This is a genomic window from Micromonospora hortensis (genome assembly GCF_022230935.1).
GTDB lineage: Bacteria > Actinomycetota > Actinomycetes > Mycobacteriales > Micromonosporaceae > Micromonospora > Micromonospora hortensis.
On the sequence record NZ_JAKKFE010000026.1, the window covers coordinates 441,222 to 465,692 of the forward strand.

25 protein-coding genes are annotated in these 24,471 nt (G+C 70.3%); 14 read left to right on the forward strand and 11 right to left on the reverse strand.

The features are described from left to right. Positions 1-35: 35 nt before the first annotated feature. From NIE111_RS20520 to NIE111_RS20535, 4 genes are read left to right on the forward strand one after another with little or no spacing between them, the layout of a single operon-like run. Positions 36-554 (forward strand): RNA polymerase sigma factor, encoded by a 519-nt coding sequence (locus NIE111_RS20520; protein ID WP_372488379.1) that lies wholly within the window; start codon positions 36-38, stop codon positions 552-554. Beyond that, the gene (locus tag NIE111_RS20525; RefSeq protein ID WP_238685907.1) at positions 541-1,773 is read left to right on the forward strand and encodes a sialidase family protein; all 1,233 of its coding nucleotides are present in this window, start codon (positions 541-543) and stop codon (positions 1,771-1,773) included. Before NIE111_RS20520 ends, NIE111_RS20525 begins: the two co-directional genes overlap by 14 nt. 58 nt (positions 1,774-1,831) lie before the next feature. After that, positions 1,832-2,194: an SCP2 sterol-binding domain-containing protein gene (locus tag NIE111_RS20530; protein WP_238685908.1), complete on the forward strand. Its 363-nt coding sequence runs from the start codon at positions 1,832-1,834 to the stop codon at positions 2,192-2,194. Positions 2,195-2,197: 3 nt separating this feature from the next. After that, positions 2,198-4,249, forward strand: coding sequence for an amylo-alpha-1,6-glucosidase (locus tag NIE111_RS20535; RefSeq protein WP_238685909.1), 2,052 nt, complete (start codon positions 2,198-2,200; stop codon positions 4,247-4,249). A gap of 158 nt (positions 4,250-4,407) precedes the next feature. Here the strand turns inward: NIE111_RS20535 and NIE111_RS20540 are convergent, their stop codons facing one another. After that, positions 4,408-5,061, reverse strand: a complete 654-nt coding sequence (locus NIE111_RS20540; protein WP_238685910.1) for a TetR/AcrR family transcriptional regulator — start codon at positions 5,059-5,061, stop codon at positions 4,408-4,410. Positions 5,062-5,193: 132 nt separating this feature from the next. Between NIE111_RS20540 and NIE111_RS20545 the strand changes: the two genes are divergently transcribed. Further along, positions 5,194-5,940, forward strand: coding sequence for an SDR family NAD(P)-dependent oxidoreductase (locus NIE111_RS20545; RefSeq protein ID WP_238685911.1), 747 nt, complete (start codon positions 5,194-5,196; stop codon positions 5,938-5,940). 77 nt (positions 5,941-6,017) lie between these two features. Here NIE111_RS20545 and NIE111_RS20550 read toward each other — a convergent pair whose 3' ends face one another. Further along, the gene (locus NIE111_RS20550; RefSeq protein WP_238685912.1) at positions 6,018-6,956 is read right to left on the reverse strand and encodes a helix-turn-helix domain-containing protein; all 939 of its coding nucleotides are present in this window, start codon (positions 6,954-6,956) and stop codon (positions 6,018-6,020) included. 93 nt (positions 6,957-7,049) lie between these two features. On the opposite strand from NIE111_RS20550, the gene NIE111_RS20555 reads away from it, so the two are divergent. Next, positions 7,050-8,060, forward strand: coding sequence for a saccharopine dehydrogenase NADP-binding domain-containing protein (locus tag NIE111_RS20555; protein WP_238685913.1), 1,011 nt, complete (start codon positions 7,050-7,052; stop codon positions 8,058-8,060). Between the two features lie 248 nt (positions 8,061-8,308). After that, positions 8,309-9,823, forward strand: coding sequence for a DUF1996 domain-containing protein (locus NIE111_RS20560; RefSeq protein ID WP_238685914.1), 1,515 nt, complete (start codon positions 8,309-8,311; stop codon positions 9,821-9,823). A gap of 87 nt (positions 9,824-9,910) precedes the next feature. On the opposite strand, the gene NIE111_RS20565 is transcribed toward NIE111_RS20560, so the two are convergent. The 4 genes from NIE111_RS20565 to NIE111_RS20580 form a co-directional block, all read right to left on the reverse strand. Next, positions 9,911-10,417 carry a hypothetical protein gene (locus tag NIE111_RS20565; RefSeq protein ID WP_238685915.1) on the reverse strand — a complete coding sequence of 169 codons (507 nt, stop codon included), beginning with the start codon at positions 10,415-10,417 and terminating at the stop codon, positions 9,911-9,913. An 82-nt stretch (positions 10,418-10,499) separates the two neighbouring features. Then, positions 10,500-11,510 (reverse strand): HEAT repeat domain-containing protein, encoded by a 1,011-nt coding sequence (locus tag NIE111_RS20570; protein WP_238685916.1) that lies wholly within the window; start codon positions 11,508-11,510, stop codon positions 10,500-10,502. A 6-nt stretch (positions 11,511-11,516) separates the two neighbouring features. Beyond that, on the reverse strand, positions 11,517-12,185 hold the full coding sequence (locus NIE111_RS20575) for a HEAT repeat domain-containing protein (RefSeq protein ID WP_372488382.1): 669 nt from the start codon (positions 12,183-12,185) through the stop codon (positions 11,517-11,519). 76 nt (positions 12,186-12,261) lie between these two features. Further along, positions 12,262-12,840, reverse strand: coding sequence for a hypothetical protein (locus NIE111_RS20580; protein WP_238685917.1), 579 nt, complete (start codon positions 12,838-12,840; stop codon positions 12,262-12,264). A gap of 267 nt (positions 12,841-13,107) precedes the next feature. On the opposite strand from NIE111_RS20580, the gene NIE111_RS20585 reads away from it, so the two are divergent. After that, a complete protein-coding gene (locus tag NIE111_RS20585; RefSeq protein ID WP_238685918.1) occupies positions 13,108-14,214 on the forward strand; it encodes a DUF418 domain-containing protein in 1,107 nt (368 codons plus the stop codon). A 9-nt stretch (positions 14,215-14,223) separates the two neighbouring features. Next, positions 14,224-15,315: a winged helix DNA-binding domain-containing protein gene (locus NIE111_RS20590; RefSeq protein ID WP_238685919.1), complete on the forward strand. Its 1,092-nt coding sequence runs from the start codon at positions 14,224-14,226 to the stop codon at positions 15,313-15,315. Between the two features lie 13 nt (positions 15,316-15,328). Here NIE111_RS20590 and NIE111_RS20595 read toward each other — a convergent pair whose 3' ends face one another. From NIE111_RS20595 to NIE111_RS20610, 4 genes are read right to left on the reverse strand one after another with little or no spacing between them, the layout of a single operon-like run. Beyond that, positions 15,329-15,772, reverse strand: coding sequence for a DUF5990 family protein (locus NIE111_RS20595; protein ID WP_238685920.1), 444 nt, complete (start codon positions 15,770-15,772; stop codon positions 15,329-15,331). A gap of 14 nt (positions 15,773-15,786) precedes the next feature. After that, entirely contained in the window at positions 15,787-16,392 is a 606-nt protein-coding gene (locus NIE111_RS20600) for a TMEM175 family protein (RefSeq protein WP_238685921.1), read from the reverse strand. A gap of 56 nt (positions 16,393-16,448) precedes the next feature. Next, positions 16,449-17,204 carry an MBL fold metallo-hydrolase gene (locus NIE111_RS20605; RefSeq protein WP_238685922.1) on the reverse strand — a complete coding sequence of 252 codons (756 nt, stop codon included), beginning with the start codon at positions 17,202-17,204 and terminating at the stop codon, positions 16,449-16,451. Between the two features lie 12 nt (positions 17,205-17,216). Then, positions 17,217-17,687, reverse strand: coding sequence for a hypothetical protein (locus tag NIE111_RS20610; RefSeq protein WP_238685923.1), 471 nt, complete (start codon positions 17,685-17,687; stop codon positions 17,217-17,219). Between the two features lie 156 nt (positions 17,688-17,843). Here NIE111_RS20610 and NIE111_RS20615 point away from each other — a divergent pair, with 156 nt between their 5' ends. The 3 genes from NIE111_RS20615 (at position 17,844) to bla (ending at position 22,297) form a co-directional block, all read left to right on the forward strand. Next, entirely contained in the window at positions 17,844-18,545 is a 702-nt protein-coding gene (locus NIE111_RS20615) for a DUF4396 domain-containing protein (RefSeq protein WP_238685924.1), read from the forward strand. Positions 18,546-18,715: 170 nt separating this feature from the next. After that, the gene (rph, locus tag NIE111_RS20620) at positions 18,716-21,346 is read left to right on the forward strand and encodes a rifamycin-inactivating phosphotransferase (RefSeq protein ID WP_238685925.1); all 2,631 of its coding nucleotides are present in this window, start codon (positions 18,716-18,718) and stop codon (positions 21,344-21,346) included. Positions 21,347-21,373: 27 nt separating this feature from the next. Next, positions 21,374-22,297: a class A beta-lactamase gene (gene bla, locus NIE111_RS20625; RefSeq protein ID WP_238685926.1), complete on the forward strand. Its 924-nt coding sequence runs from the start codon at positions 21,374-21,376 to the stop codon at positions 22,295-22,297. A gap of 5 nt (positions 22,298-22,302) precedes the next feature. Here bla and NIE111_RS20630 read toward each other — a convergent pair whose 3' ends face one another. Next, positions 22,303-22,734, reverse strand: coding sequence for a winged helix-turn-helix transcriptional regulator (locus NIE111_RS20630; RefSeq protein WP_238685927.1), 432 nt, complete (start codon positions 22,732-22,734; stop codon positions 22,303-22,305). Between the two features lie 115 nt (positions 22,735-22,849). On the opposite strand from NIE111_RS20630, the gene NIE111_RS20635 reads away from it, so the two are divergent. Then, a complete protein-coding gene (locus NIE111_RS20635) occupies positions 22,850-23,569 on the forward strand; it encodes a DsbA family oxidoreductase (RefSeq protein ID WP_238685928.1) in 720 nt (239 codons plus the stop codon). Between the two features lie 271 nt (positions 23,570-23,840). Next, a complete protein-coding gene (locus NIE111_RS20640) occupies positions 23,841-24,377 on the forward strand; it encodes an RICIN domain-containing protein (RefSeq protein ID WP_238685929.1) in 537 nt (178 codons plus the stop codon). Positions 24,378-24,471: the final 94 nt, after the last annotated feature.

Here is a 24,471-nt window from a genome sequence, read left to right on the forward strand (position 1 = left end):
CCCGGGCCCGTTGGTGGGAGTGGTGGAGAAGGGGGGTGACGGTGTCCGACGGCGATCCGATCTCCGAGCTCTACGCCAGCTGTTTCCGACGCCTGGTCGTCCAGCTGTACGCGGTGACCGGCGACCTGACCGAGGCGCAGGAGGCGGTCCAGGAGGCGTTCACCCGAGCACTGATGGCGCCAGGGCGGTTCGCCGGGCTGGAGAACCCGGAGGCCTGGTTGCGTCGGGTCGCGGTGAACTGGGCCCGCAGCCGGTTCCGCCGCCGTCGAGTGCTCGACGGGCTGCTGCGCCGCATCGGGCCGCCGCCGGCCGTCGCCGACCACTCCCCGGAGCACCTCGCCCTGCTCGCCGCGCTGCGCCTGCTGCCCGAGGGGCAGCGACAAGCGCTGGCCCTGCACTACCTCGTCGACCTGCCGGTGGACGAGGTCGCCGCCACGCTGGGCGTCTCGTCCGGGACGGTGAAGTCCCGGTTGTCGCGGGGCAGGGTCGCTCTGGCGGCGCTGCTCGCCGAAAGCGACGCCACGGAAACCGGGAGGATCGATGTCCGGTCGTGAGTTCTCCGGGTTCGACGTCGACACCGTCACCGAGGCCGTGTCGCAGCCGCCCCTCGACGAGCTGCGCACCACCGCCCGATCCCGTCGGCGCCGGTCGGTCGCGACGGTGACGACCGCACTGGTCGCACTGGCCGGGCTGGCGGTCGTACCGCTGCTGGCAAAGCCGGACCGGGTCGCGCCGGCCGGCCCGCCGGCACCGTCGGGTGCGCAGTTCAGCCAGTTCACGCTGACGGGGCCGAACTCCGGAGTCGACGTGCGGCGGGACGGCTGCGTGGTGCGCTTCTCGTACACCGGCGACGGCGGCCGCAGTTGGTCGGACTGGGACGCGGCGCGCTTCCAGGGCACTCGATGTGCGGCCGACACCGCCGCCGGGACACCGGGCAGCGGCATGGGCTCCTCCGTGCTCAGTGAGCGGTCCTACCTGGTCACCGACTCCGGGCTGGCTCACCTCTCCACCGACTACGGCCGCACCTGGCGGGACGCGGACTCCGCGATCGTCGCCGTACCCACGTTCCCGGCGACGGCCCGACCGGTCCTGTGCGGGTTCGGCTGTGCGCCGGTGCTAGAGCCGCTGGCGGTGGACCCGTCGAGCGGAACGGTGTACCGCCTCACCGCCACGGCACCCAGCCTGCTTCCGCTGTTCAGCCTCTACCCGGCAGCGGACGGCAGCATCTGGGCCACGTACCGGACGGGAGGCGGCGAGGGTTCGACCGTCGCGCGCAGCGCCGACCGAGGCGCGACCTGGACCGCCTGGAAGGCGGGCGACGACGGGGACGTGATCACGGCGGTCGGGCTCGACGACCGGGAAGGGTACGCGCTGACCCAGTCGTCGGCGGCGGGTGGCGAGGTGCGGCTGCTGCGGACCACCGACGGCGCGAAGACCTGGACGGACACCGGCGTCGACCTGCCGGATCAGCTGCACTACGACCTCACTGTGGGGTCGGACCGGTCCCTGCTGGCGATCACCGCCGGTGGGGGCACCGAAGCCGACCGCCGCGCGCAACTGTTGGTCAGCCGGGACGACGGGCGGACCTTCACCCTCGCCCGGGAGCACGGCCGGCTCGTCGGCGCGGTCAGTGTCGCGCCCGGCTACGCCTGGCTCTTCGGGCGTGACGACGGGTCGACGGGCGAGCCGGACCACTTCCTCGTCACCACGGACGCGACCAGCTGGACCCGCTTCTCGCTCGAAAGTGAACAAGGGGGCACCACCCGGCGTTAGGAGTGCGCGGCAGCGGGTAGCCGGCATCCGCTCTTACCAGCGCCCGGAGGAGGTGGGGATGTCGGAGACCAGCGCCTTCTTCGAGCGGTTGACGGTCGCTGGCCAGGATCCACGGTTCAGCAAGGTCTGCGGCAGCGTGCGATTCGACATCCGCGACGACGGCAACCTGGAGCAGTGGCTGCTCGACATCGATCATGGCCGGATGCGGGTGACCCGAAGCGGTGGCCCCGCCACCACTGTGATCCAGGTGTCCGCGCAGCTCGCGGAGGCGATGGCGCGGGGCGAGGTCAACGGGCTGGCGGCGATCACCCGTGGCGAGATCATGGTCGACGGTGATCTCGCTCTGGCGTTGCGTATCGGGCGGCTGTTTCCGCGAGAGCCCGGGCGGCTTCAGCGCGAGGATCCCGACGGTGGGACGTGACCGATGAGGGACATCGCGGGCACGGTGGCGTGCATCGACGGGAACACCTTCATGGTGTCCGACGCCAGCGGCGACGTGCAGTCGTCCCCGAGCACCCCGGTCGGCCTCTTCGCCGCTGACACGCGCTTCCTGTCCCGCTGGCGGCTCACCGTCAACGGCGAGTGCATGACCGCGCTGTCGGTGGACGACAGCCAGTACTTCGAGGTCACGTTCTTCGCGGTTCCGGGCGCGGCGGTGGACTACGTGGAGGCCGACGTGTCGGCCATTCGGCGCAGGCGCATCGGCCCGGACCTCACCGAGTCGCTGACGATCTTCAATTACGGCGAGCGGGACATGACGCTCGACGTACGTCTGGAGGTGGCCGCCGACTTCGCCGACATCTTCGAGATCAAGTTCGACGTCGGCGACAAGTCCGGCGAGCACTACACGCACGTCGGCCCGAACGAGTTGCGCCTGGGCTACCGGCGCGGCACCTACCGACGTGAGGTCGTCGTGTCGGCGAGCGAGCCCGCGGAGTTCGACTCGGGCGGCCTCCGGTTCGCGGTCCGGCTGCGCCCCGAGCAGCAGTGGTCGACCCGGTTGCAGGCCGTCATGCTGGCGTTGCGTCCGGACGGCGTCGACCTGCGCGCCGCCCTGCGCGCCCAACGGCCGGACGACTCCACTCTGCCTGCGAGCGTGCGTGCCTGGGTCGCGGCGGCCCCGACCCTGGACACCGAGAGCGTCGGCCTCCAGCAGGTCTACCACCGCAGCCTGGTGGACCTGGCGGCGCTGCGCTTCGCCCCGCTATCGCTCAGCGGCGCGAGCGTACCCGCGGCCGGGTTGCCCTGGTTCATGACCCTGTTCGGCCGCGACAGCATTCTGACCTGCTTGCAGACCCTGCCCGTCACCCCGTCGCTGACCCCACCGACACTGCGGATCCTCGCGTCGTTGCAGGGCGTCCGGACCGACGACGTGCTGGAGGAGGACCCGGGCCGGATCCTGCACGAGTTGCGCTACGGGGAGTCGGCCGCGTTCGAGGAGCAGCCGCACTCCCCCTACTACGGCACCGTGGACGCATCACCGTTGTTCGTGGTGCTGCTCGACGAGTACGAGCGGTGGAGCGGCGACACCGCGCTGGTGATGGAGTTGGAGCAGGAGGTCCGCGCGGCCCTGGCCTGGATCGACAGGTACGCGGACCTGACCTCCACCGGCTACGTCTGGTACCAGCGACGCAACCGCGCCACCGGCCTGGACAACCAGTGCTGGAAGGACTCCTGGGACAGCATCTCCTACGCCGACGGCCGGCTGCCGGGCTTCCCGAGGGCCACCTGCGAAACCCAGGGGTACGCCTACGACGCGAAGATCCGGGGGGCACGACTGGCCCGTACCTTCTGGGGCGACACTGCCTACGCCGAGCGGTTGGAGAGCGAGGCGGCGGCCCTGTACGACCGGTTCAACCGGGACTTCTGGCTTGAGGACCGCGGCTTCTACGCCCTCGCGCTCGACCACGATGGCACTGCCGTGGACAGCCTGTCGTCCAACATCGGGCATCTGTTGTGGAGCGGCATCGTGCCTCCGGAGCGGGCTGAACGGGTGGTCGAGCACCTGATGGGGCCGGCGCTCTTCTCCGGTTGGGGGGTGCGGACGTTCGCCGAGGGGCAGCGTCGCTACAACCCGCTCGGCTACCACAACGGCACGGTCTGGCCGTTCGACAATTCATTCATCGCCTGGGGTCTGCGCCGTTACGGGTTCGGCAACGAGGCGGCCCGCATCGCCGAGGGCATCCTCTCCGCCGCCACCTACTTCGAGGGTCGGTTACCCGAGGCGTTCGGCGGGTTCGACCGCGACACCACCCGGTTCCCGATCCGGTACCCGACCGCCGGCAGTCCGCAGGCGTGGTCCAGCGGCGCCACCATGCTGCTGATCCGCACCATGCTCGGTATCAACCCGCACGAAGACCACCTGGCCGTGGACCCGGCGCTACCCGCCACCTTCGGACGGATCGCGCTCCTGGACATCCCCGGCCGTTGGGGCAAGCGCGACGCGTTCGCCCGCCAACGCCCCGACCAGCGCTAGGGAGACGCTCAACTGACGGTGAAGCCGCAGCGGTTACGCGTCTGCCGGAGCCAGTCGAGCCAGGTCACCCACAGCTCGTCGGCCTCCCACTCGGCGCGCAGGTGCGTCGGCGACGCCCCGGCGTCCCACCACGACGTCCGCCCAGCAGGAGATCGGCGTCAACGACCTGCCTGATCGTGAGGGCTGAACGGGCGGGGAGTGTGCGTGATGCCGTTGAGGACGAGCGTGAGTCCACGCTCGAATTCCTGGCCGGTGAACTCAGCCCCGACCGGGGCTAGTTCAGCGAGCGTCGGTAGAGCACCTTGCGCCAGCGCTTCGATGCGACGGGCGGCGGAGGCGGGATCCTGCTCGTGGCTGAGCGCGCCGGCTAGCTCGTTCTGCGCGATGCCAGTGACAAACGCCGAGACGGCGCGGAACGCGACGAACAGGTCGAGGCCGTCCAGACCTCCGCGAGCGAGGGCTGCCGCGAGCGCCTCGGCTGGAGCGAGGCTGGCTCGCGAGGACGTGCGACGGGTGAGGATGAGCGGGATGACCGCCGGGTGTGCGCGGAAGGTCCTCCACATGGCGGTGGCCACGGCTCGCGTGTCGGCCAGCCAATCGTCGGTTGGCTCCGGGATCTGGACGCGGGACGAGACGGCGTCGACCACGAGTTCCTCGAGGGCTTCGCGGCTGTCGACGTAGTTGTAGAGGGTCATGGCGCCGGTCTTCAGGGACGCCGCGAGGGATCGCATGGTGAGTCCGGCCAGGCCATCCCGGTCGACGATCACCAGCGCGTGCTGCTGGATGTCGGTGAGTGTGAAACGGGCTCTCATGCTGGCTCCTCCGACGACGTGCCCGACGTCACTTGACACGTACAGCGTACGCGAGTCACGCTTACGTACGTTGTACGTATCCGCATCGTCTCCCCATCAAGCCCATTTGAGACCGCCCGGCAAGGAGTTCCCATGAAAACCACTACCGCTCTCGTCACCGGCTCGACGAGTGGAATCGGCCGCGCCACCGCACTCACGCTCGCTCGCGCTGGTGTCCGTGTCATCGTCTCCGGGCGCAATGCCGAACGAGGACTGACAGTGGTGGAGCAGATCCACGCTGAGGGAGGCAACGCCGACTTTGTCGCCGCCGATCTCCGCGACGCGCAATCCGCTGGAGAACTCGCGGCCAAGGCCACCCAGGCCGCCGAGTCCGCAGGCGGAACCCTCGACATCCTCGTCAACAACGCGGCGATCGGAGCCGGCGGACCGACCGCGGGCACCGAAGAGTCGACCTTCGACGCGGTGCTGGGCACGAACCTGAAGGCGCCGTTCTATCTGGTCGCGAACCTTGCGCCCGCGATGGCGGCACGAGGCGGTGGAGCGATCGTCAACGTCTCCACCCTCGCCGCCGAAGTCGCCCTTCCGGGACTGTCGGTCTACGGCGCGAGCAAAGCCGCCCTGGACCTGCTGACCAAGAGCTGGGCAGCCGAGTTCGGCCCGCAGGGAGTGCGCGTGAACTCCGTGCGTCCCGGCCCGACCCGCACTCCGGGATCCGAAGCCCTGGGCGAGGGTCTGGAACAGCTCGCGGCCCAGGCCCCGCTGGGTTTCATCGCCGATCCCGAGGACATCGCGGCCGTCATCGCGTTCCTCGTCAGCGACGAGGCACGGTTCGTCACCGGCGTGATTCTGGACGCCGACGGTGGCCGCACCGCCGTCTGAGCGATTCAGCCTCCGTCGGCCTGCCGGTGGCCTCCCCCGGCCGTCCAGTCCTGTGGACGGCCGGGGAGGCTGTGCGCTCAGGCGCTGCGGAAGGTGCGCCGGTACGCGTCCGGGGGCACGCCGACGGTGCGGTGGAAGTGTCGACGCAGCGTCGCGGCGGTGCCCATGCCGGCCGCCTCGGCGACGGCGTCGATGCTGTCGTCGGTCCGTTCCAGCAGCTCCTGGGCGTGGCGGACCCGTTGCGTCGACAGCCACAGCAGTGGTGTGGTGCCGGTGACCGAACGGAAGTGGCGGGCCAGGTTGCGTGCGCTCATGTTCGCCTGCCGGGCCAGGTCCTCGACGGTCAGCGGCCGGTCCAGGCGGGCCAGCGCCCAGGGAAACAGGGTGGCCAGCGGGTGGTCGTCACGGGCGGGCACCGGGGTGGTGACGTACTGGGCCTGACCACCGGCGCGGTGCGGAGGCACGACCAGGCGGCGGGCGACGGCGTTGGCGACGGTCGAGCCGTGGTCGCGGCGGATCAGGTGCAGGCACAGGTCGATCGCGGCGGCCTTCCCGGCGGAGGCGAGCACGCTGCCGTTGTCGACGTAGAGCACGTCCGGGTCGACCCGTACCCGGGGAAAGCGGGCGGCCAGCGCCTCGGTGTGCGCCCAGTGTGTGGTGGCCCGCAGCCCGTCGAGCACTCCGGCGGCGGCCAGCACGAACGCGCCGGTGCACAGCGAGACCATCCGGGCGCCCGCCCGGTGGGCCGCGCGGACCGCGTCGAGCAGGTCGGGGGGTACATCAGCGTCGACGTCCTCGACCGACGGGACGATCACGGTGTCGGCGCGAGCGAGCCGGTCCAACCCGTCGTCGGGCGCCAGCAGGAAGCGGCCGATCCGGACCGGGCCGGGACCGCAGATCGCCACGTCGTACCAGGGGTCGGCCAGGCCGGAGGGATCGTGGGCGAAGACCTCGCAGGCCAGGGCCAGCTCGAAGTGCAGCATCCCGTCGGTGGCGGCGATCGCGACAAGGGCCATGTCCGAAACTGTACGGGAGTTGGCGTTCCCGACACTGGTTGGTCGCCGGCCGCTGCGGGAGGCTGGGTCCAGTCGATCTTCGAGGAGGCAGCGATGGGCCACAGCGTGGCGGTGTTCGGAGCGTACGGGCACACTGGACGGTTCGTGATGGCGGAGCTGAGCGAGCGCGGGTTCGAAGCCCTGCCGGTGGGCCGTGACCCGCGCCGGCTGGCGGCGTTCGGGCTCGGCTACCGGGTGGCGTCGGCCGACGATCCGGCCTCGCTCGACGCGGCGCTGAGCGGCGTGGACGCGGTCATCAACTGCGCCGGCCCGTTCGCGTCGACCGCGGCCGGTGTGATCGAGGCCGCGCTGCGCGCCGGGATCCCTTACGTGGACGTGGCGGCCGAGATCGAGGCCAACCTCGACACGTTCACCCATTTCACCGAGCGCGCCCGGGTGGCCGGTGTCGCGGTGGTCCCCGCGATGGCCTTCTTCGGCGGGCTCGGTGACCTGCTCGCGACGACGGCGATGGGCGACTGGACGTCGGCCGACGAGGCGCACGTCGCGTACGGACTGAACAGCTGGCACCCGACGGCCGGAACGGTCGCCGCGGGTGTCGTCTCCCGCGAGCGTCGCGCAGGCCACCGGGTCCGCTACACCGGCGGCCGGTTGGAGTACCGGTCCGGCGGGGAGCTGCCGAGGCTGGACTGGGACTTTCCCGCGCCGCTGGGCCGGCGCACCGTTCTCGGGGAGTTCACCATGGCCGACGTCGTCACCATCCCCCGTCACCTGGCCATCCCCGAGGTCCGCACCTACATGACCGTCGACGCCGCCACCGACCTGACCGCCGCGGCGGCGCCGGTCGCGGTCGACGGGCGGGGCCGGTCAGCGCAGACGTTCACTGTCGACGTCATCGTGCGTCGCGGCGACGCGCGCCGCCGCGTCGTGGCCAGTGGTCGCGACATCTACGCCGTCAGCGCGCCCCTGGCCGTGGAAGCGGTCGGGCGCGTCCTCGATGGTCGGACGAGGACCAGCGGCGTCGCCTCCGCCGGTGAGATGTTCGACGCGGCCGACTTCCTACGCGCGCTGTCGCCGACCATCCGCGTCGAACCGGTCAGCTACTGAGGTCGAGAATTCGACAGCAATTCGTTACGCGAAACTCGTAATCATCGAACCAGAACGGGGCGACGGGACTTAACGGAAACTTAAGACTGTACGACCGAAAAATTGTCATCCGGAGCCGTCACGCTGGCTGCCAGGGCACCTGTCGACCGGCCTCCTTAATTCTTTCCCTGCGAGTTGATGCAGGCCCCTGACGTGCACATACTCCTTCCAACAGAGCTTTATCGTCGACTCGAAGGAAACCACTGGTAATGCGGACTCCCCCCGCGCACGTCGCACCGCCGGATCGGGCACGAAAGCGCCGTCGCCTCACTCGTATCACGCTCGCCTCCGCTGTCGTCGCCGCGCTGGCCGGCAGCGGCATCTACATCGCCGGCGCCCAGGCCGAAGAGGTCGTCGTGCCCGGCCGGGTGCAGGCAGAGGCCTTCGCGGCACAGTCGGGGGCGCAGACCGAGGGCACCGGCGACGCCGACGGCGGCCGTAACGTTGGCTGGCTCGCCGGCGGCGACTGGCTGCGCTTCGACGGCGTGTCGGTAACTGGCGTCGACCTGACGGCCCGGGTCGCCTCGCACAACGCCGCCGGTGGCACTGTCGAGTTGCGCCTCGGCGCGCAGAACGGACCACTGCTGGCCAGCTTCCCGATCGTCCGGACCGGCGGCTGGCAGAAGTGGACGACCGTCACCGCGAAGGCGTCCGCTGTGCCGGCCGGCGCGCAGACCGTCTTCGCGGTCATGACGAGCACCTCGACGTCGGATTTCGTGAACGTGAACTGGTTCACGTTCGGCCCCGCGACGGGCACGTCGCCGAGCGCGTCGGCCACGCCGAGCACGTCGGCCGCCCCCTCGGCCACGCCGAGTTCCACGGCCACCGCGTCCCCGTCGACGTCGACGTCCGTCCCGCCGAGCGCTCCGGCCGGCGGCTGGGTGCCCGTCGACCAGGCCAAGTGGAGCAAGGAACTGGCCGCCTTCGACGCCATCAAGCCGAAGGCGGTGCCGCCGGGCACCACCCGGGTGCCGGAGTTCCACACCGACTGCGGCGTCGCGAATTCCGCCCCGGACGACCCGATCGTCCTGCCGGGCCTCACGGGCGCCTCGCACATGCACACCTTCTTCGGCCCGAAGATCGACGCCTTCAGCACGACGGACAAGCTGTTCGCCGCGGCGAACACCTGCAACGCCCCGGGAGACAAGAGCGCCTACTGGACCCCGGAGCTGCGCAAGGACGGCAAGGCCGTGCCGATCAAGAGCATGCGCATCTACTACGGCTCGCGGGTCAAGGACCCGTCGACCGTCAAGCCCTTCCCGCCGGGCCTGGTGGTGGTCGAAGGCGACGCCAAGCGGCAGGTCGACACTCCGAAGAACGCCGGCAGCAACCAGTTCTGGTGCGCGGGCAGCGCCGAGATCGGCCGCAGCGCCGACGGCAACTGGCCGAGGTGCGCCCCCGGCGGCAACCTCATCTTCCAGCTCGTGTTCAAGGATTGCTGGGACGGCAAGAACATCGACTCACCCGATCACAAGTCGCACATGGGCGACCCGGTGAACGGCGTCTGCACCGGCAAGTACCCGGTGGCCGTGCCGGACCTCTCCTTCATGGTCAACTACGAGTCGCTGGGCGGTGACGGCCTCAGCCTCTCCTCCGGCAAGCCGTCATCGATGCACGGCGACTTCATGAACGCCTGGGAGCCGGAGCGTCTCGGCGACCTGGTGAAGTCCTGCCTCAACCAGAACGCCAAGTGTGGTGTCGACACGACCTTCGCCGGCGGCTGACCACCGCCTCCGCTGTCGACTGACGGCCCCCACGCTCAGGCGTGGGGGCCGTCGGTCATCACACCCGAGCCGATCGGGCCGCGACGGTCAGAGAACCATGCTGACCCCGTTGGCCTTGCACGCGGCGCTGATCTCCTTGCCAACCTTCTCGAAGGCCGGGTTGTCGGCGGCGGTCGCCGGGTCCGCCGCGGCCGCAGCCTTGGCCGCCTCGGCGGCGAACGTCCGCAGGGCGTCGGCCAACTTGCCCTCGCCGGTCGAGGCGACAGTGGTCACCTTCTGCTCCAGCCCGGTCAGGATCTTCTTGAAGTCCGCCGCCGACGCGTCGCCAGTCGTGGCGACCTTCACCATCTCGGTCCTCATTTCGTCGCTGGCCTTCTTCACCGCCTCGCAGAGCTGCTTGTCGGTCGCCGCGCCCGCCGCGGAAGACGAGGTCGGCGTGGCGGCAGCGGAGGTGGCCACCGCGGACGGGGCTGCGGAGGTGGGAGCGGGCGTGGTGGGTCCGGCGGTCGTCGCCTTGTCACCGTCGCCGCAGGCGGCGAGGGCTGTCGTAACGGCAACGATCAACAGGGCAGAGGCAAGACGGGAAGATTTCACGGACGCGGACGATAGTCGAAGTCCAAAGGATGATCAATCCGCTCGACGCCTCGCCCGCTGTCGACGGCTCCACAGTGTTCGGTCAGGGCGAAGCCGCCGCACGGAGCGCGAGGATGGAGGTCGCCGTCAGTGCGACGGTGCGGTCCTCGTCGCGCGACAGGTCCGTGAGGGCGCGTACGGCCGCGCTGCCCGGGATGTCCGCCAACGCCTCGGTCAGCCGCCGTCGTGCGGACGGTGCGACACCGCTCCGTCCGAGGCAGGCAACGAGCCGGGTCGCAATCTGGTCTGCCAGCCCGGGATCGGCCGCCAGCAGGCTCAACGCATCGGCGGCGTCGACATCCTTGGTCTCCTCGACAACCATGTCGATCAACGTTGGTAGCGCGTCCGCCACTCCGCGCGCCCCGAGCGCCAGAGCCGCGTACCCGCCGACCACGACGTCGGGGTGCGTGAGGGCGTCCCGCAGCACGTCGGTCGCCGCGGCGTGCGGGATCTCGGCGACGGACTGAACGGCACGCCTGCGTACCTCGGCTTCCGGGGAGCCGAGACCCTCGGCCAGCAACGCCAACCCGCCGTCGCCGGACTGCGCCAGCGCCCAGCGCAGAGCTCCGGCGACGTTCGGGTCCGACTCACTCAGCACCGCCTCGACAAGTGCCTCCACCGGCACCGGCCCCTCACCGACCGAGGACAGGGCGGCGCGTTGGCGGGTGCCCGCGCTTTCCGACCCCAGTGCTCGCAGGAGTGTGACGGCCTGAAGGACGTCCTCCCAGTCGGAGGGGTCTGCGGCACCGATCCGACGGAGTCGGGTGAGCAGCTCCGTCTCATCCGCGATGCGCAGTCGCGTTCGCCGGATGAGGTCGTTGACGAGTTCGGCGGGGGTGAAGCCGGGATCGTCGAGCGCGCGGCGGACGTCACGTAGCGACAGGCCCAACGACCGCAGGCTCTCGACGTGGAAGATCAGCCGGATGTCCTCGCTGGTGTACTCGCGATAGCCGGAACCGGTGCGACCAGTGGGCCGGATCAACCCGAGCGCGTCGTAATGCCTCAGCATGCGGGCGCTGACCCCGGACCGTCGCGCCACCTCACCGATCAACACCTGGCGTCATCCCTTCTCGTGCGTCGGACCGAGGGCGAGCACACGCTTCGCCGCCTCGATCGCGAACTCGAACCCGGCATCCGGGTCCTGCGTCAGACGTTGTGTGGCCACCGCGTGGGCGCGTACGCGCGGGTCGAGATCCGCCATCGCGGCGCGCAGGATCGGCATGATCACCTCGCCGAGCGCGATCAGCGCCCGACTGAGGCTCAACTGCATCTCACGCCCGCCCCGCCCGAGCTGCGTCGACAACACCGTGGCCAACTCGGGCTCCCCACCGGAGGGTACGAGCGCGACCGCCGCGCGCCAGGCGCTGCGCGCCACCTCACCGTCGGCGTCGGTCAGCAGCGCTCGGGTGATCGCCGGCCAGGCTCGCCGGTCCCCGATCTTGGACAGCGTGTGCAATGCCTGGCTTCGGGCCTGCGCGCGCTCCGAGTGGAGTTCATCGGTGAGCTTCGCAACGGTCAGTGCCGGTGGGTAGCGCAGGAGTGCCCAGCTGAGCATCTCGCGTACGGAGAACTCGGGCTCGACCGCGCATCGCTCGATGAGCGTGTCGACCAGCTGCGGGTCAGGGGTGGTACCGATCGTCAGTGCCGCGCGCAGCCGCACCGACGAGTCGCTGCTCTCCAGCCCTCGGAGAACCCTCATCGCGTTCATGTCCTGTTTCGGCGTGGTCATCGGAATCACCCCTTTCCGCCGCCAGTGAAGACCTTGTCACTGTGTCAAGGTCAACCCCGTCCTCGCTGGCTGTTACTCACGCCGGACGGGTACGGCGGTAGTAGGACCACCCGGCCAGCGGCAACGCGACCGTCCAGGCCAGCAGAAGCGGGAGACCGATCAGAACGCCGGTCGGGGTGAAGATGTCCTCCGCACTGGACTCCCGCAGGTCCGCGGCGAACTGCCACGGCAGGGTCGCCGAGTAGCCGATCATCAGGGCGGATCCCAGCACCGTCGGCGTCAGCGGCACCCACTGTGGCACCCGACGTCCGCGCAGCCACGGCACCCACCGGGGGAAGACCACGCCCCAGTCCTGAATGAGCCCCAGCGCCAGCGCGCCGCCGAGCCCGGCGAGCACGCACAGGAGGCCCAGGTAGAACGCGCCGGCCGGCAGCCCCAGGAACCCGTCGACGGGGTGGTCCCCCACCCCGGGCCCGCGACCGTGGTACCACTCGCGGAACGGGTCGGGATTGGCGAACAGCGGGATGCCGAGAATCCAGGGCACGTGCAGCGGGATGAACCCCAGTACGGGGGCGATCCACGCCACGTGTCCGGCTCGCCGGGCCCAGGGCGGCGGCGGGGCGGGCATGGCGTTCGTGAGTGGTGTTCGAGTCACGGCGTCGTCTCCATCAGCGGCGGGCGTTGGCACCCTGAGATCACCGTCGCCGAACGGCGCGACGAGCGGATCGCCGCGCGGAGGGACATCGCCTCCCCCGCCGTAGGGATGGTGTCTTTTCGTCACGACAGTTCGTGTGACGGAAATACTTCACGGCAGCGGGCTGCGCTCCGGAGGCTGGACACCATGAATGTGACACGGTTAGACCGACCGGAAGACGGCCACCCACAGCCCTCGCCCGGGGACTCCCTCGCCCGCATCACCGTCGTGGACGCACTGCGCGGAAGCGCGCTGCTGCTCATCCTGCTGGTCAACATCGCGTTCTTCAGCTCCGGCTACGACTTCCACCTGGTCGACGATCCGGCGCGCGGCGCCGTCGACCTGCTGATCGCCGGCGCGGTGGAGCTGTTCTTCGCGATGAAGGCGTACCTGCTGTTCGCCTTTCTGTTCGGCTACAGCTTCACTCTGCAACTCGAGTCGGCGGCTCGGCGCGGAGTGGCGTTCCGCCCGGCGTTCCTGCGCCGACTCTCCGGGTTGTTCGTCCTCGGCGTGCTGCACGCGGTGCTGCTGTTCCACGGCGACATCCTCGCCACGTACGCGCTGCTCGGTCTCGTGCTGCTCGCGGTCCGGCGGGTCGAGCCCCGCACCGCGCTGATCGCGGCGGCGTCCATCATCGGCGGCATCGCCGTGGTGGTCGGGGTCGCGGCGGTCCTCGGCGCCACGCTGGTTCCGGACGAGGCCGCCGCGCTCAGCGCCGGTGCGCGCTCCACGCTGGCTCTGGGTGGCGGCCTCGGCGATGTCGTCGTGGAGCACCTGCGGTCGATGCCGGCGATGATCGGCGGTCTCGTCGTGCAGGGGCCGCTGGCGTTCGCGGCGTTCCTCGTCGGCCTCGCCGCCGGCAAGCACCGGCTGCTCGCCACCGTGCCCGCCCACCAGGACCTGCTACGCCGGTGCGAACGGGTGGGTTACCCGATCGGTCTGGCCGGCGCCGTCGTGTTCGCGGTCGGTGGTTCCACGGCGAACCTGACCGGACTGATGGTCAGCATCGTCACCGCCCCGTTCCTGGCCGCCGCCTACGCCGCGACTCTGCTGCGCCTGTTCACGCGGTGGCCGCGCCTCGCGGACGCGTTCGCGCCCGCTGGGCGGATGGCCCTGACGAACTACCTGGCCCAGTCGCTCGTGTGCGTGCTCGTCTTCACCGGCGTCGGGTGGGGCCTGGTCGGCCGCACCTCGCCGGCACAGACACTGCTGATCGCACTGGTGATCGTCGCGGTGCAGCTGGTGGTCAGCTCGTGGTGGTTGCGACGGTTCCGTTACGGCCCCGTCGAATGGGCGCTGCGCGCCTGGTCCCACCGGGCGCGCCGCCCCCACTAGGGTGCTGACATGGTCGATCGGCACCAGGTGATGAACTTCCGGGTCCGGGCCCAGCAGCTCGACCGGGCCGAGGGCACGCTCGCCGACACCGCCGTCCTGGACCTCGGGGTGCAGAACACCGGTCCGGACGGCGGGCGGTGGGCGCTGGCGGTACGCGGAGTCGACGTGACCGCGTTGTCCGACGCCGATCTGGTCCTGCTGTGGACGGTGCGGGGCGCTCCCCACCTCTACCGCCGGGCCGACGTCGCGACGGTGGCGGCCGCCGTCGAACCCCACTCCTCGGCCGACGCGGGCAAGCGCGTCTACGACGCCGCGAAACCGTTGAAGGCCGCCGGCATCGACACCCTCACGGCCCTGGACGAGATCGCCGACCGGATGCGGGCCATCGTCAGCACGCCGACGGTCAAGGGGGACGTCTCCGGCCGCCTGGCCACCATGCTGCCCGAGCCCTACCTGCGGTTCTGCCGCCCGTGCGACGCCACGCACCTCTACGAGATGCCGTTCCGGCTCGCCGCCCTGCGGGCCGGACTGGAGTTGCAACTCGACACCTCACCCCCGGTCCTGCGGCGCATCACCGGGTTCAGAAAAGCAGCCGCCGCGGGTGACCGCTTCGACCTCATCCGCGCGTATCTTCGCCTGCTCGGTCCGGCCACCCCGAAACAGGTCGCCGACTACCTCGACGCCCCGGTGAAGGACGTGAAGGCGCGCTGGCCCGACGACGTGATCGAGGTGACTGTCGACCGCGAGGTGCGCTCACTGCTGGCCGCCGACGAGGAGTCGCTGGAGTCCGCCGACGGCGCTGTCACCCGACTGCTCGGCCCGTTCGACCTTTTCCTCCAGGCCAAGGACCGGGCAACGCTGGTGCCGGACGCCGCCCATGCAAAGGAGCTGTGGCCGGTGTTGGGTCGCCCCGGCGCCGTCCTGGTCGACGGCGAGCTGGTGGGCACCTGGCGGCCCCGCAAGTCCGGCAGGGCGTTGACTGTCGCCGTCCAGCCGTGGCAGCGGTTGTCGGACGCCACGCGTAAGGCCATCACCGCGCAGGCCGAGCACCTCGCCGCGTACCGCTCCGTCTCCCTCAATGGCGTCGACTTCGGCAGCTAGTCTCCGGCGACACTCACTCCACCGCCCAGGCGATGGCGGGCGGGTGCACCCGAGCGCAGATCGGCTCACCGGCGGCATCGGTCAACCCGACCCGGCCGACCAGCGTCCCGGTGTCCTCGTGGGCGGCGCGCAGCAGCTCGGTCGGTACGTCGGTGAACATCAACTTCGCTCGTCGGAACATCGCGAAGCCGTCGTGGGTCACCGCGCCCCAGCTCAGATAGAGAAACCGCGCCCCTGGGCGGCCGTGCACCCAGGGGCCACCGACGTCGAGCGCACCGTCGACCTCGCGGCTGGACACCTCGAAGGACCAGGTGGCGCGTGTCGCGTCGGCCGGCACCTGATCGACGACCTCGGCCTTGCGCTGCACCCCGACGTGCACGTTGCCCCGCCGCAGCGCGTCGGCCTCCGCACCGGGGCGCTGACCTGGGAGATCGCTGCCGTCGATCCTGATCCGCATGGCACCGACTCTAGTTAGTCGGCCGGTTGCTCGGCGGCGGTGTCGTCCTGGCCGTACTCGCCGCGGATGGGCAGGTAGTAGGCGGGCAGGAACGCGGCGATGATGGCCACACCGGCGATCGGCACGAACGCGCCGACGAGGATGCCGGAGCCGATCCAGACCAGCGCGAGCGCGAAGCGGCGACCGATGGCCCGCGCACCGAAGGGACCGAGGCCGGGGTCCAGCAGTTTGGCCCGCCGCAGGTGCGCCCACACGATGTTGAAGAGGGCAGCCGCGGTCCACAGTGTGCCGCCGTAGACGACGACCGACGCGCGTAGCCCCTGCTCCGCGCGCAACGCCTCGGCGAGCAGTGACGTGGAGAACGGCAGGAACGCGATGACCATCAGGAGCAAGGTGTTGAGGAACAGGACCCCTCGGTCGACGTGCCGGACGCGGTCGAACATGACGTGGTGATTCACCCACACCTGCCCGATGAGCAGGAAGCTCAACGTGTACGCCAGGTACGACGGCCACAGTTCACCCAGCCCCTGGACGAGGCGCCCGAAGTCGTGGGGCGGTTGGATCTCCAGAACGAGGAGCGTCACGGCGATCGCGAAGACACCGTCGCTGAAGGCCAGCAACCGGCCCGGGCTACGGGTAAGCCGTGAGGTTTCCCTTTGGGGAGGCACCCCGCGAATTATGCTATATGTCGGCTTTCCTTATCGGTACCGCCGACGGCCGTCCTGCGCAGGTAGGTCTCGGCCAACTGGCGAAGGCGCGTCCGGTCGAAGCTGTCCCCGTGGCCGGGATGGACGAGGGACACGTCGAGGTCGACGAGGACCTGCATGCTTCGCCGGTATGCGGCCACGTCGGAGTTCGGCAGATCGTCGATCAGGGCGCCCTCGTAGATGATGTCGCCCGAGTACAGGGTCCCGGTGTGCTCCTCCATCAGGGCGATGCTCCCCGGCGTGTGGCCGGGAAGGTGCAGCACTGTCAGCACCCGCCCGCCCAGGTCGATCCGGTCGCCGTCGTCGAGCAGGCGGTGCAGGGTCATCGGTGCGACGCGGTAGGCGGCCGGGTCGTAGGCGGGATCGGGCAGGACGTCGATCATGAGCTCCGGAACAGCTTCTCCGGCGGCGTCGATCCCGAGTTTGTCGAAGAGTTCCGCGCCGTACAGACTCGCCGGTACGCCCGCCGCCAAGATCCCCGCCTCGGCGGGGTGGGCGGCCCGGTCCCCGAACTCCGCCGCCCCACCGACGTGATCCAGGTGCGCGTGGGTGAGCACGACCATCGGATCGCGCTCGAACAGGCCCGGAATCGCCTCCCGCAGGGCGACGACGCCAAGCCCGGCGTCGATCACGATGTCCCGATCGTCGCCCCGCAACCACCAGAAGTTCGCCGACAGTAGTTCGTTGACGTGCGGTTCCGAGATCCGGACGACGTCGCCGTCCACGTCGGAACCGACTCAGATGATCGCGAAGAGGCGGTCGGTGGGGTCTACCACGGCGGCCAGCACCGCGCCCGGCACGAGCGCCGGATCGTCCGCGCGGATCGTGTCCGCCTCGAACGGGGTGAACCCCGGCCCGCTGATCCGCAGGCGGAGCTCCAGCCCGGGGTTCTCGCCGTCCAGGTGGTTCGCCACCTGGAGAACCTCTGCCGTCGCGGCGACGCCAGCCGCGGCCAGCCGACGCGTGTCGCGACGGGATCGGGCGACCACGCGCCAACCGAAGACGCCGAACCCGACACCGATGGCTGTCGCCAGGACGCCACCCACCAGCAGACCCCAGAAGTCCCTGGACGATCGTGGTGGGTTCAGTGTCACGGCGGCGACGAGCAGGACCGGTCCGGGTAGGCAGATGGCCAGGAAGACGATTCGGCTGAGCAGCGCGCCGATCGGGCCGACACGCGCTTCCGCTTCGCGAGGGGCACTCGTCACCCTCGCACCGTACGGCAGCGGCCGGCTGGTTCCCTCCACCGTCCGGGTGGGGCCGGGGAGGGTGAAACAGTCCGCGCCGGCACGCGGGAACATCCGATCCGCCGATCCGTTCGAGTACGCCGTGAAAGACTCGCCCGGCTGGCGGAAGGGGCGGGGATGCAGCCAACCTGGCTCGTAGCGCTCTCGTGGGCTTCGCTCGCGGTCGGCGTCGTCAGCGTCGCTGTCGTGCTGGCCGACACCTATCTCCGCGGAAACCGTCAGCCGGTCCGGGTCATGGAGATCGTCTGGCTGGTGACCGTCCTCTACATCGGCCCGGCCGCCGTCCGCCTCTACTGGAACTGGGGCAGGCCCGAGGCGTTCCCTCGGCGGCGGCAGGAGGGGCAACCGCGCCGGCCCCGCCGGGCCATCGTCGTCACCCATGTGTCCCGCTGCGGCGCGCACTGCGCTCTCGGGTTCATCGTCGCCGAGGTCGCCCTGTACGCCGTGAGATTCGACCCGGCCGAGGACCCTCTGTGGCTCGACTACGCCGGGGACTACCTGATGGCGGTGACGATCGCCGTGCTCTTCCGGTACTTCGCCGGGCCGGGTCGCAGCCTCGGAAAGGTCTGGCACGCGCTGTCGAACGTCGGCAGGATCGAGCTGCTGACCATCACCGCGTTCGAGGTGGCGCTGTTCGTATGGCTGACGCTCGCGCATCGCGTGGTCTTGCCGGAGCCGCCTCTGCGACCCGACAGCCCCACGTTCTGGTTCGCCGGTCAGCTCGGGCTGATAGCCGGCTTCGTCGCGGCCTGGCCGACCGCCTCCTGGCAAATCGGTCGAGGGCTGAGATTCGAGCCGCGCCGGCTCCCCTACGACTAAGCGGGGCCCGGCAACCCCGGAGAACAACAAAGGCAAGGAGATCACTCTCCCTGCCACTTCTAACGTATACCGCACCTGGGGGCTTGCGGCAAGACCCCGGTCGTGGCGCAGAATCGGCGGCCGGACCAGCACAAACGAGGTAACGGGGGCGCGACGTGGGTGTGTTGTCGATGGACGGGGATCACGGCGACCGGGCACCACTGTTGGATCTTCGAGAGGTCGACGAGACCCAGGTGTCGGTCGTCGGCGGCAAGGCCGCGCATCTGGGCGCGCTGTCGCGGATCGACGACATCCGAGTGCCGGCGGGGTTCTGCGTGACGACGGCCGCCTTCCGGCGGATCATGGCGCGGACCCCGGCGATCGACGATCGGCTCGATCAGCTGTCGCGCCTGAGCCCGGACGACCGGGAGGCGATTCGCACGCTCAGCGCGCAGATCCGCCGCGGCGTCGAGGAGACCCCGATCCCGGGCGACCTGGCCGCCGCGATCACCGGCGCGCTCGCCCGGTTCGGCGAGCAGGCCGCCTACGCCGTGCGGTCCAGCGCGACGGCGGAGGACACGCCCACCGCGTCCTTCGCCGGCCAGCAGGACACCTACCTGAACGTGGTGGGGCCGGAGGCGATCCTGCGGCACGTCAGCCGGTGCTGGGCGTCACTGTTCACCGAGCGGGCCGTCATCTACCGCCTGCGCAACGGCATCGACCACCGCACCGTCCAGATGGCTGTCGTCGTACAGCAGATGGTTTTTCCGGATGCCTCCGGCATCCTGTTCACGGCGGACCCGGTGACGGGCAACCGGAAGGTCGCGACGGTGGACGCCAGCTTCGGCCTCGGCGAGGCCCTGGTGTCCGGCCTGGTGAACCCGGACGTCTTCACGGTGCGCGACGGCGAGGTCGTCGCCGGCACTGTCGCCGCGAAGCAGCGTGCCGTCGCCGCGCTGCCCGGCGGCGGCACGCGGGAAGTGGAGATCGACAGGCGGCGGCAGGAGCAGCCGGCGCTGACGCGGGCTCAGGCGGTGCGACTCGTGCGGCTCGGTCGACGGATCGAGGCGCACTTCGGCCGCCCGCAGGACATCGAGTGGTGCCTGGTCGACGACGACTTCCAGATCGTGCAGAGCCGGCCGATCACCACGCTGTTCCCCATCCCGGCGGCCGATGACCAGGAGAACCACGTCTACCTCTCGGTCGGTCACCAGCAGATGATGACCGACGCGATGCGGCCGCTGGGGCTGTCCATGTGGCAGTTGACCGCCATGGCCCCGATGCTGGCGGCCGGCGGGAGGCTGTTCGTCGACGCCACCCGACTGTTGGCCTCACCCGCCAGCCGCGCCGGCTTCCTCACGATGGCGGGGCGCGACGATCCGCTGATGAGGGACGCGCTGGAGACCCTGATCGACCGTGGGGACTTCGTTCCGACGCTCCCGGACGGCGGCGCTCCCGGCAGGCCGACGACCGGCGGCGCGTCCACCGCGACCGAGACCGACCCGGCCGTCGTCACCGAGCTGATCGAGCGCAGCGAGGCGTCCATCGCCGCCCTACGGCGCGACATCGCGACGGTGACCGGTACGGCGCTGTTCGACTTCCTGCTGGAGGCCTTCCAGGAGCACAAGCGGGTCCTCGGTGATCCGCTGAACATGCAGGCGATCATGGCCGGCATGGAGGCCACCTGGTGGCTCAACGACCGGCTGCACGAGTGGCTGGGCGAGAAGAACGCCGCGGACACTCTCACCCTCTCCGCTCCCGGCAACGTCACATCGGAGATGGGGCTGGCGCTGCTCGACGTCGCCGACGTGATCCGTCCCTATCCGGAGGTGGTGGCGTTCCTCCAAGACGTCGCACAGGACGGCGTCGCGCACGACGACTTCCTCGACGAGCTGCCGAAGGTCGCGGGCGGGGCCGAGGCGCGCGCCGCCATCGAGGCGTATCTCGATCGGTACGGCATGCGCTGCGTCGGCGAGATCGACATCACCAGGCCGCGGTGGAGCGAACGCCCCGGCACGCTGGTGCCCGTGCTGCTGGACAACGTCAAGCTCTTCGAGCCGGGCGCGGCCCGGCGCCGCTTCGAGCAGGGCCGACAGCAGGCGCGGCAGCAGGCGCAGGAGGTGTTGACGCGCCTGCGGGCGCTGCCGGACGGGCAGCAGAAGGCCGACGAGACCGCGCGGATGATCGACCGGGTACGGGCCTTCATCGGCTACCGGGAGTACCCGAAGTACGACATCATCAGCCGCTACTTCGTCTACAAGCAGGCCCTGCTGGCTGAGGCCAAGCGGCTGGTGCGGGCCGGCGTGCTCACCGAGGCCGAAGACGTCTTCTACCTCACGTTCCAGGAGTTCCACGAGGTCGTCCACTCGCACCGGGTGGACGACGAGCTGATCCGGCAGCGCCGCGACGCGTTCCGGTCGTACCAGACGCTCACCCCGCCGAGGGTGCTGACCTCCGACGGCGAGGCGATCACCGGGACGTACCGACGCGACGACGTGCCGGCCGGCGCCCTGGCCGGTGTGCCGGTGTCCGCCGGGACTGTCGAAGGACGCGCCCGCGTCATCCTGGACATGGCGCAGGCCGACCTCGAAGCGGGTGACATCCTCGTCACTGCCCACACGGACCCGAGCTGGACGCCTCTGTTCGTCGGTATCGCCGGGCTGGTGACGGAGGTCGGCGGGTTGATGACGCACGGCGCGGTGATCGCGAGGGAGTATGGCCTGCCGGCTGTCGTCAGCGTGCTCGACGCCACCCGGCTGATTCGCGACGGGCAGCGGATCCGCGTGCACGGCAGCGACGGGTACGTCGAGATCCTGCCCTGACCGACGGCACCCTCAGGAGGAACGACGATGGCGGTTTCGGTCCGACGGCTGGCGATCGTGGTGGCGACGGCGTCGACGCTGGTGTCGTTGGCGGGGTGCGGCAGCGGCGACGACGCGACAGAGGCGCGGACGACGCCGAGCCCGGAGGCGACCCTCGCCTCGCCGCCAGCCGCCGATCAGGAGTTCCGGCGGCTGGAGGAGCAGTTCGGGGCTCGGCTGGGAATCTCCGCCGTCGACACGGGCACCGGCCGCACTGTGGAATACCGCGCCGACGAGCGGTTCGCGTACGCCTCGACGTGGAAAGCCCTCGCTGCCGCCGAGGTGCTCGACGGCACCACCGACGCTCAACTGGATCGCGTGGTGCGGTACTCGGCGCGGGACCTGGTGGCGCACTCCCCCATTACGGAGAAGCACGTCGGCGAGGGCATGAGCCTGCGTGCCCTCGCCGACGCCGCCGTGCGCTACAGCGACAACACGGCCAGCAACCTGCTGCTGCGCCACCTCGGCGGGCCGGCGGGGTTCGAGGCGAAGCTACGCGCGCTCGGCGACACGGTCACCGACGTCGCCCGCTACGAGACCGCGCTGAACGAGGGAACACCGGGCGACAGGCGGGACACCAGCACCGCGCGGGCCCTGGCTGGCGACCTCCGGGCGTACACAGTGGGGGTTGCCCTGGAACCGGCGGACCGCGACGTGCTGCGCGGTTGGCTGCGGGGCAACACCACCGGCGCGGCGTTGGTCCGCGCCGGGGTGCCGGCCGGCTGGGTGGTCGGGGACAAGACCGGGACCGGCGGGTACGGCACCCGCAACGACATCGCGGTGATCTGGCCGCCCGACCGGGCCCCGATCGTGCTCGCCGTGCTGTCCAGCCGCGACACGAAGGACGCCACCCCCGACGACGCCCTCATCGCCCAGGCCACCCGGGCGGTCGTCGCCCAACTGGGAGCATGAGTCGGTCAGGTCGCGGCGCGGTTGTCGTACGCCGTCTGGTGGCGACGGATCTCGGCGTGGTGGTCGGCGGACCAGGCCGCCAGGGCCAGGACGGTGGAGAGCAGTGACCTGCCCAGGTCGGTGAGGGCGTACTCGACGCGGGGTGGCACCTCGGGGTACGACGTCCGGCTGACGAGGCCGGTCCGCTGGAGGTGTTTCAGGGTGAGCGTGAGCATGCGTTGGGAGATGCCGGGGATCGCGTCACCCAGGTCCGAGTAGCGGACAGGGCCGTCGGCCAGCGTGCCGATGATCAGCACGCTCCATTTGTCGCCGACGAGGTCCAGGACCTCCCTGATGAAGTCGGCGTCCTCGTCGTTCCAGTGCGCGCAGGGTCCCGGGGCGGCCCGGACGTTCCCCCGGACGTTGGTGCGCCTGCGCCGGAGATCTCCTGCGCTCATCCTCGCCACCCCTCCGCGCAGCCCGCGCTACGCACATGAATGTACCTTTTGTGGCTCTCCGATTCTGACGCATCATGGCCCTACGAACAAGAAGTGAGAATCGAGGAGGAGAAACGTGAAGATCGAGTTCTGGTCGGACATCGTCTGCCCGTACTGCGGGCTGATGGACCACCGGCTCCACCAAACCCTGGACCGGCTCCCGTACGGCGATCAGGTCCAGGTGATCCACCGGTCGTTCCAGCTACATCCCGACCTGCCCCGAGCGGGTGTCAGTCAACGAGAGTTGATCACGATGGCGGGGGCGCCCGCGACGACAGTCGACCGGGTCCTGCGGCCCATCGAGCGGGCGGCCGAGGCGGAGGGTTTGACGCCCTACCACGCGGTGGACCGCACGCTCGGGCCGACAGATTTCGCCCACGAACTACTCGCCTACGCGACCGACCAGGGGCGCGGCGCCGAGATCTGGACGGCGATGTTCCGCGTGCACTTCGGGCAGGCCCGCAAGCTGTGGACCGTCGAGGAGGTCCTCGACTTCGCCGCCGAGGTGGGTCTGGACAGCGCCGGGGCCGCCGACGCCCTGCGAAGCCGCCGCTACCGGGCCCGCGTGGCGGCCGACCAGCGCGAGGCACAGCGCCTCGGGGCACGCGGCGCGCCGTTTCTCGTCTTCGACGGCCGCTTCGCCGTCCCCGGAGCGATCGGCCTCGACGACCTGCTCGCGGTCATCGACAAGGCGTGGACCGAGAGCCACCCGACGCCACAGCCGCTGCCGGTGGTCGGTGCGGCCGAGGGCATGTGTGCCCCGGACGGGTGTGCGGTGCCCGACCGCACCACCTGAGCTCGCGCCCCGTCACCATCGGCGACTCCGTGTGGTGGCCCCATCGACACGACGACCTTGGCGACGCCGTCCTCCGCCCTCGGCATCCCCGTCACGACGTTCGCGGAGTGGGCGCGCGAAAACCTGCCTGAGCCGTCGGGTCGCTGACGAGGCGACGCCGCACTCCCGCAGAGAGCGCATCTCGCCGCTCGCAGGTCTGCTCGGGTAGCGTGCATCGAGCATGATCGCTAGCCTTACCGGTCCCTCCACATTGGACAACGGAAGGCTCTTCATGAAGCGCAGAATGATGACCAGCCTGGTGGCGATGTTCGCCATGATCGCGGCGACGCTGATCGGCACCGGCAGTCCGGCGGCGGCGGCCTCCTCCGGCCCGTGGATTGTCCAGCCCTTCACGAACCTCTACTGCCTCCACCCGGCGGGCTACTCGTCGGCGCTCAACGTCGTCGTCGAGCAGCGCCTCTGCGAGGGCGGACTGAACCGCAACTGGATCTTCACCACGACCAGTTCGGGCTACTACCACATCTCCTACCGCAACGGCGGAAGGTGCATGGCCGTCCGCGGTGCGGTGACCACCGAGCGGGCGAAGATCGCCACGCAGGTGTGCGGCGACGCCCGCCTCAACGACCAGTGGCTGCCGATCAAGCTCTTCGGCTCCGGTGGTTCCGACTACTACCAGCTGAAGAACCGCGACACCGGCAAGTGCATGGCGGTCGAGGGCAACTCGGTGCAGAGCGGCGCCGACATGATGCAGTTCACCTGCTACACGACCTCGAACAACCAGGCCTTCACCTGGTTCTCCCCGTCGTAAGCAACGCCCCGCGGCCGGGAAGCGGGACCTCCCGGGGTCCCGTTCCCGGCCGGTGGCGCAGATCGCCGACAAGTGGCGCACATCGAGCATGATC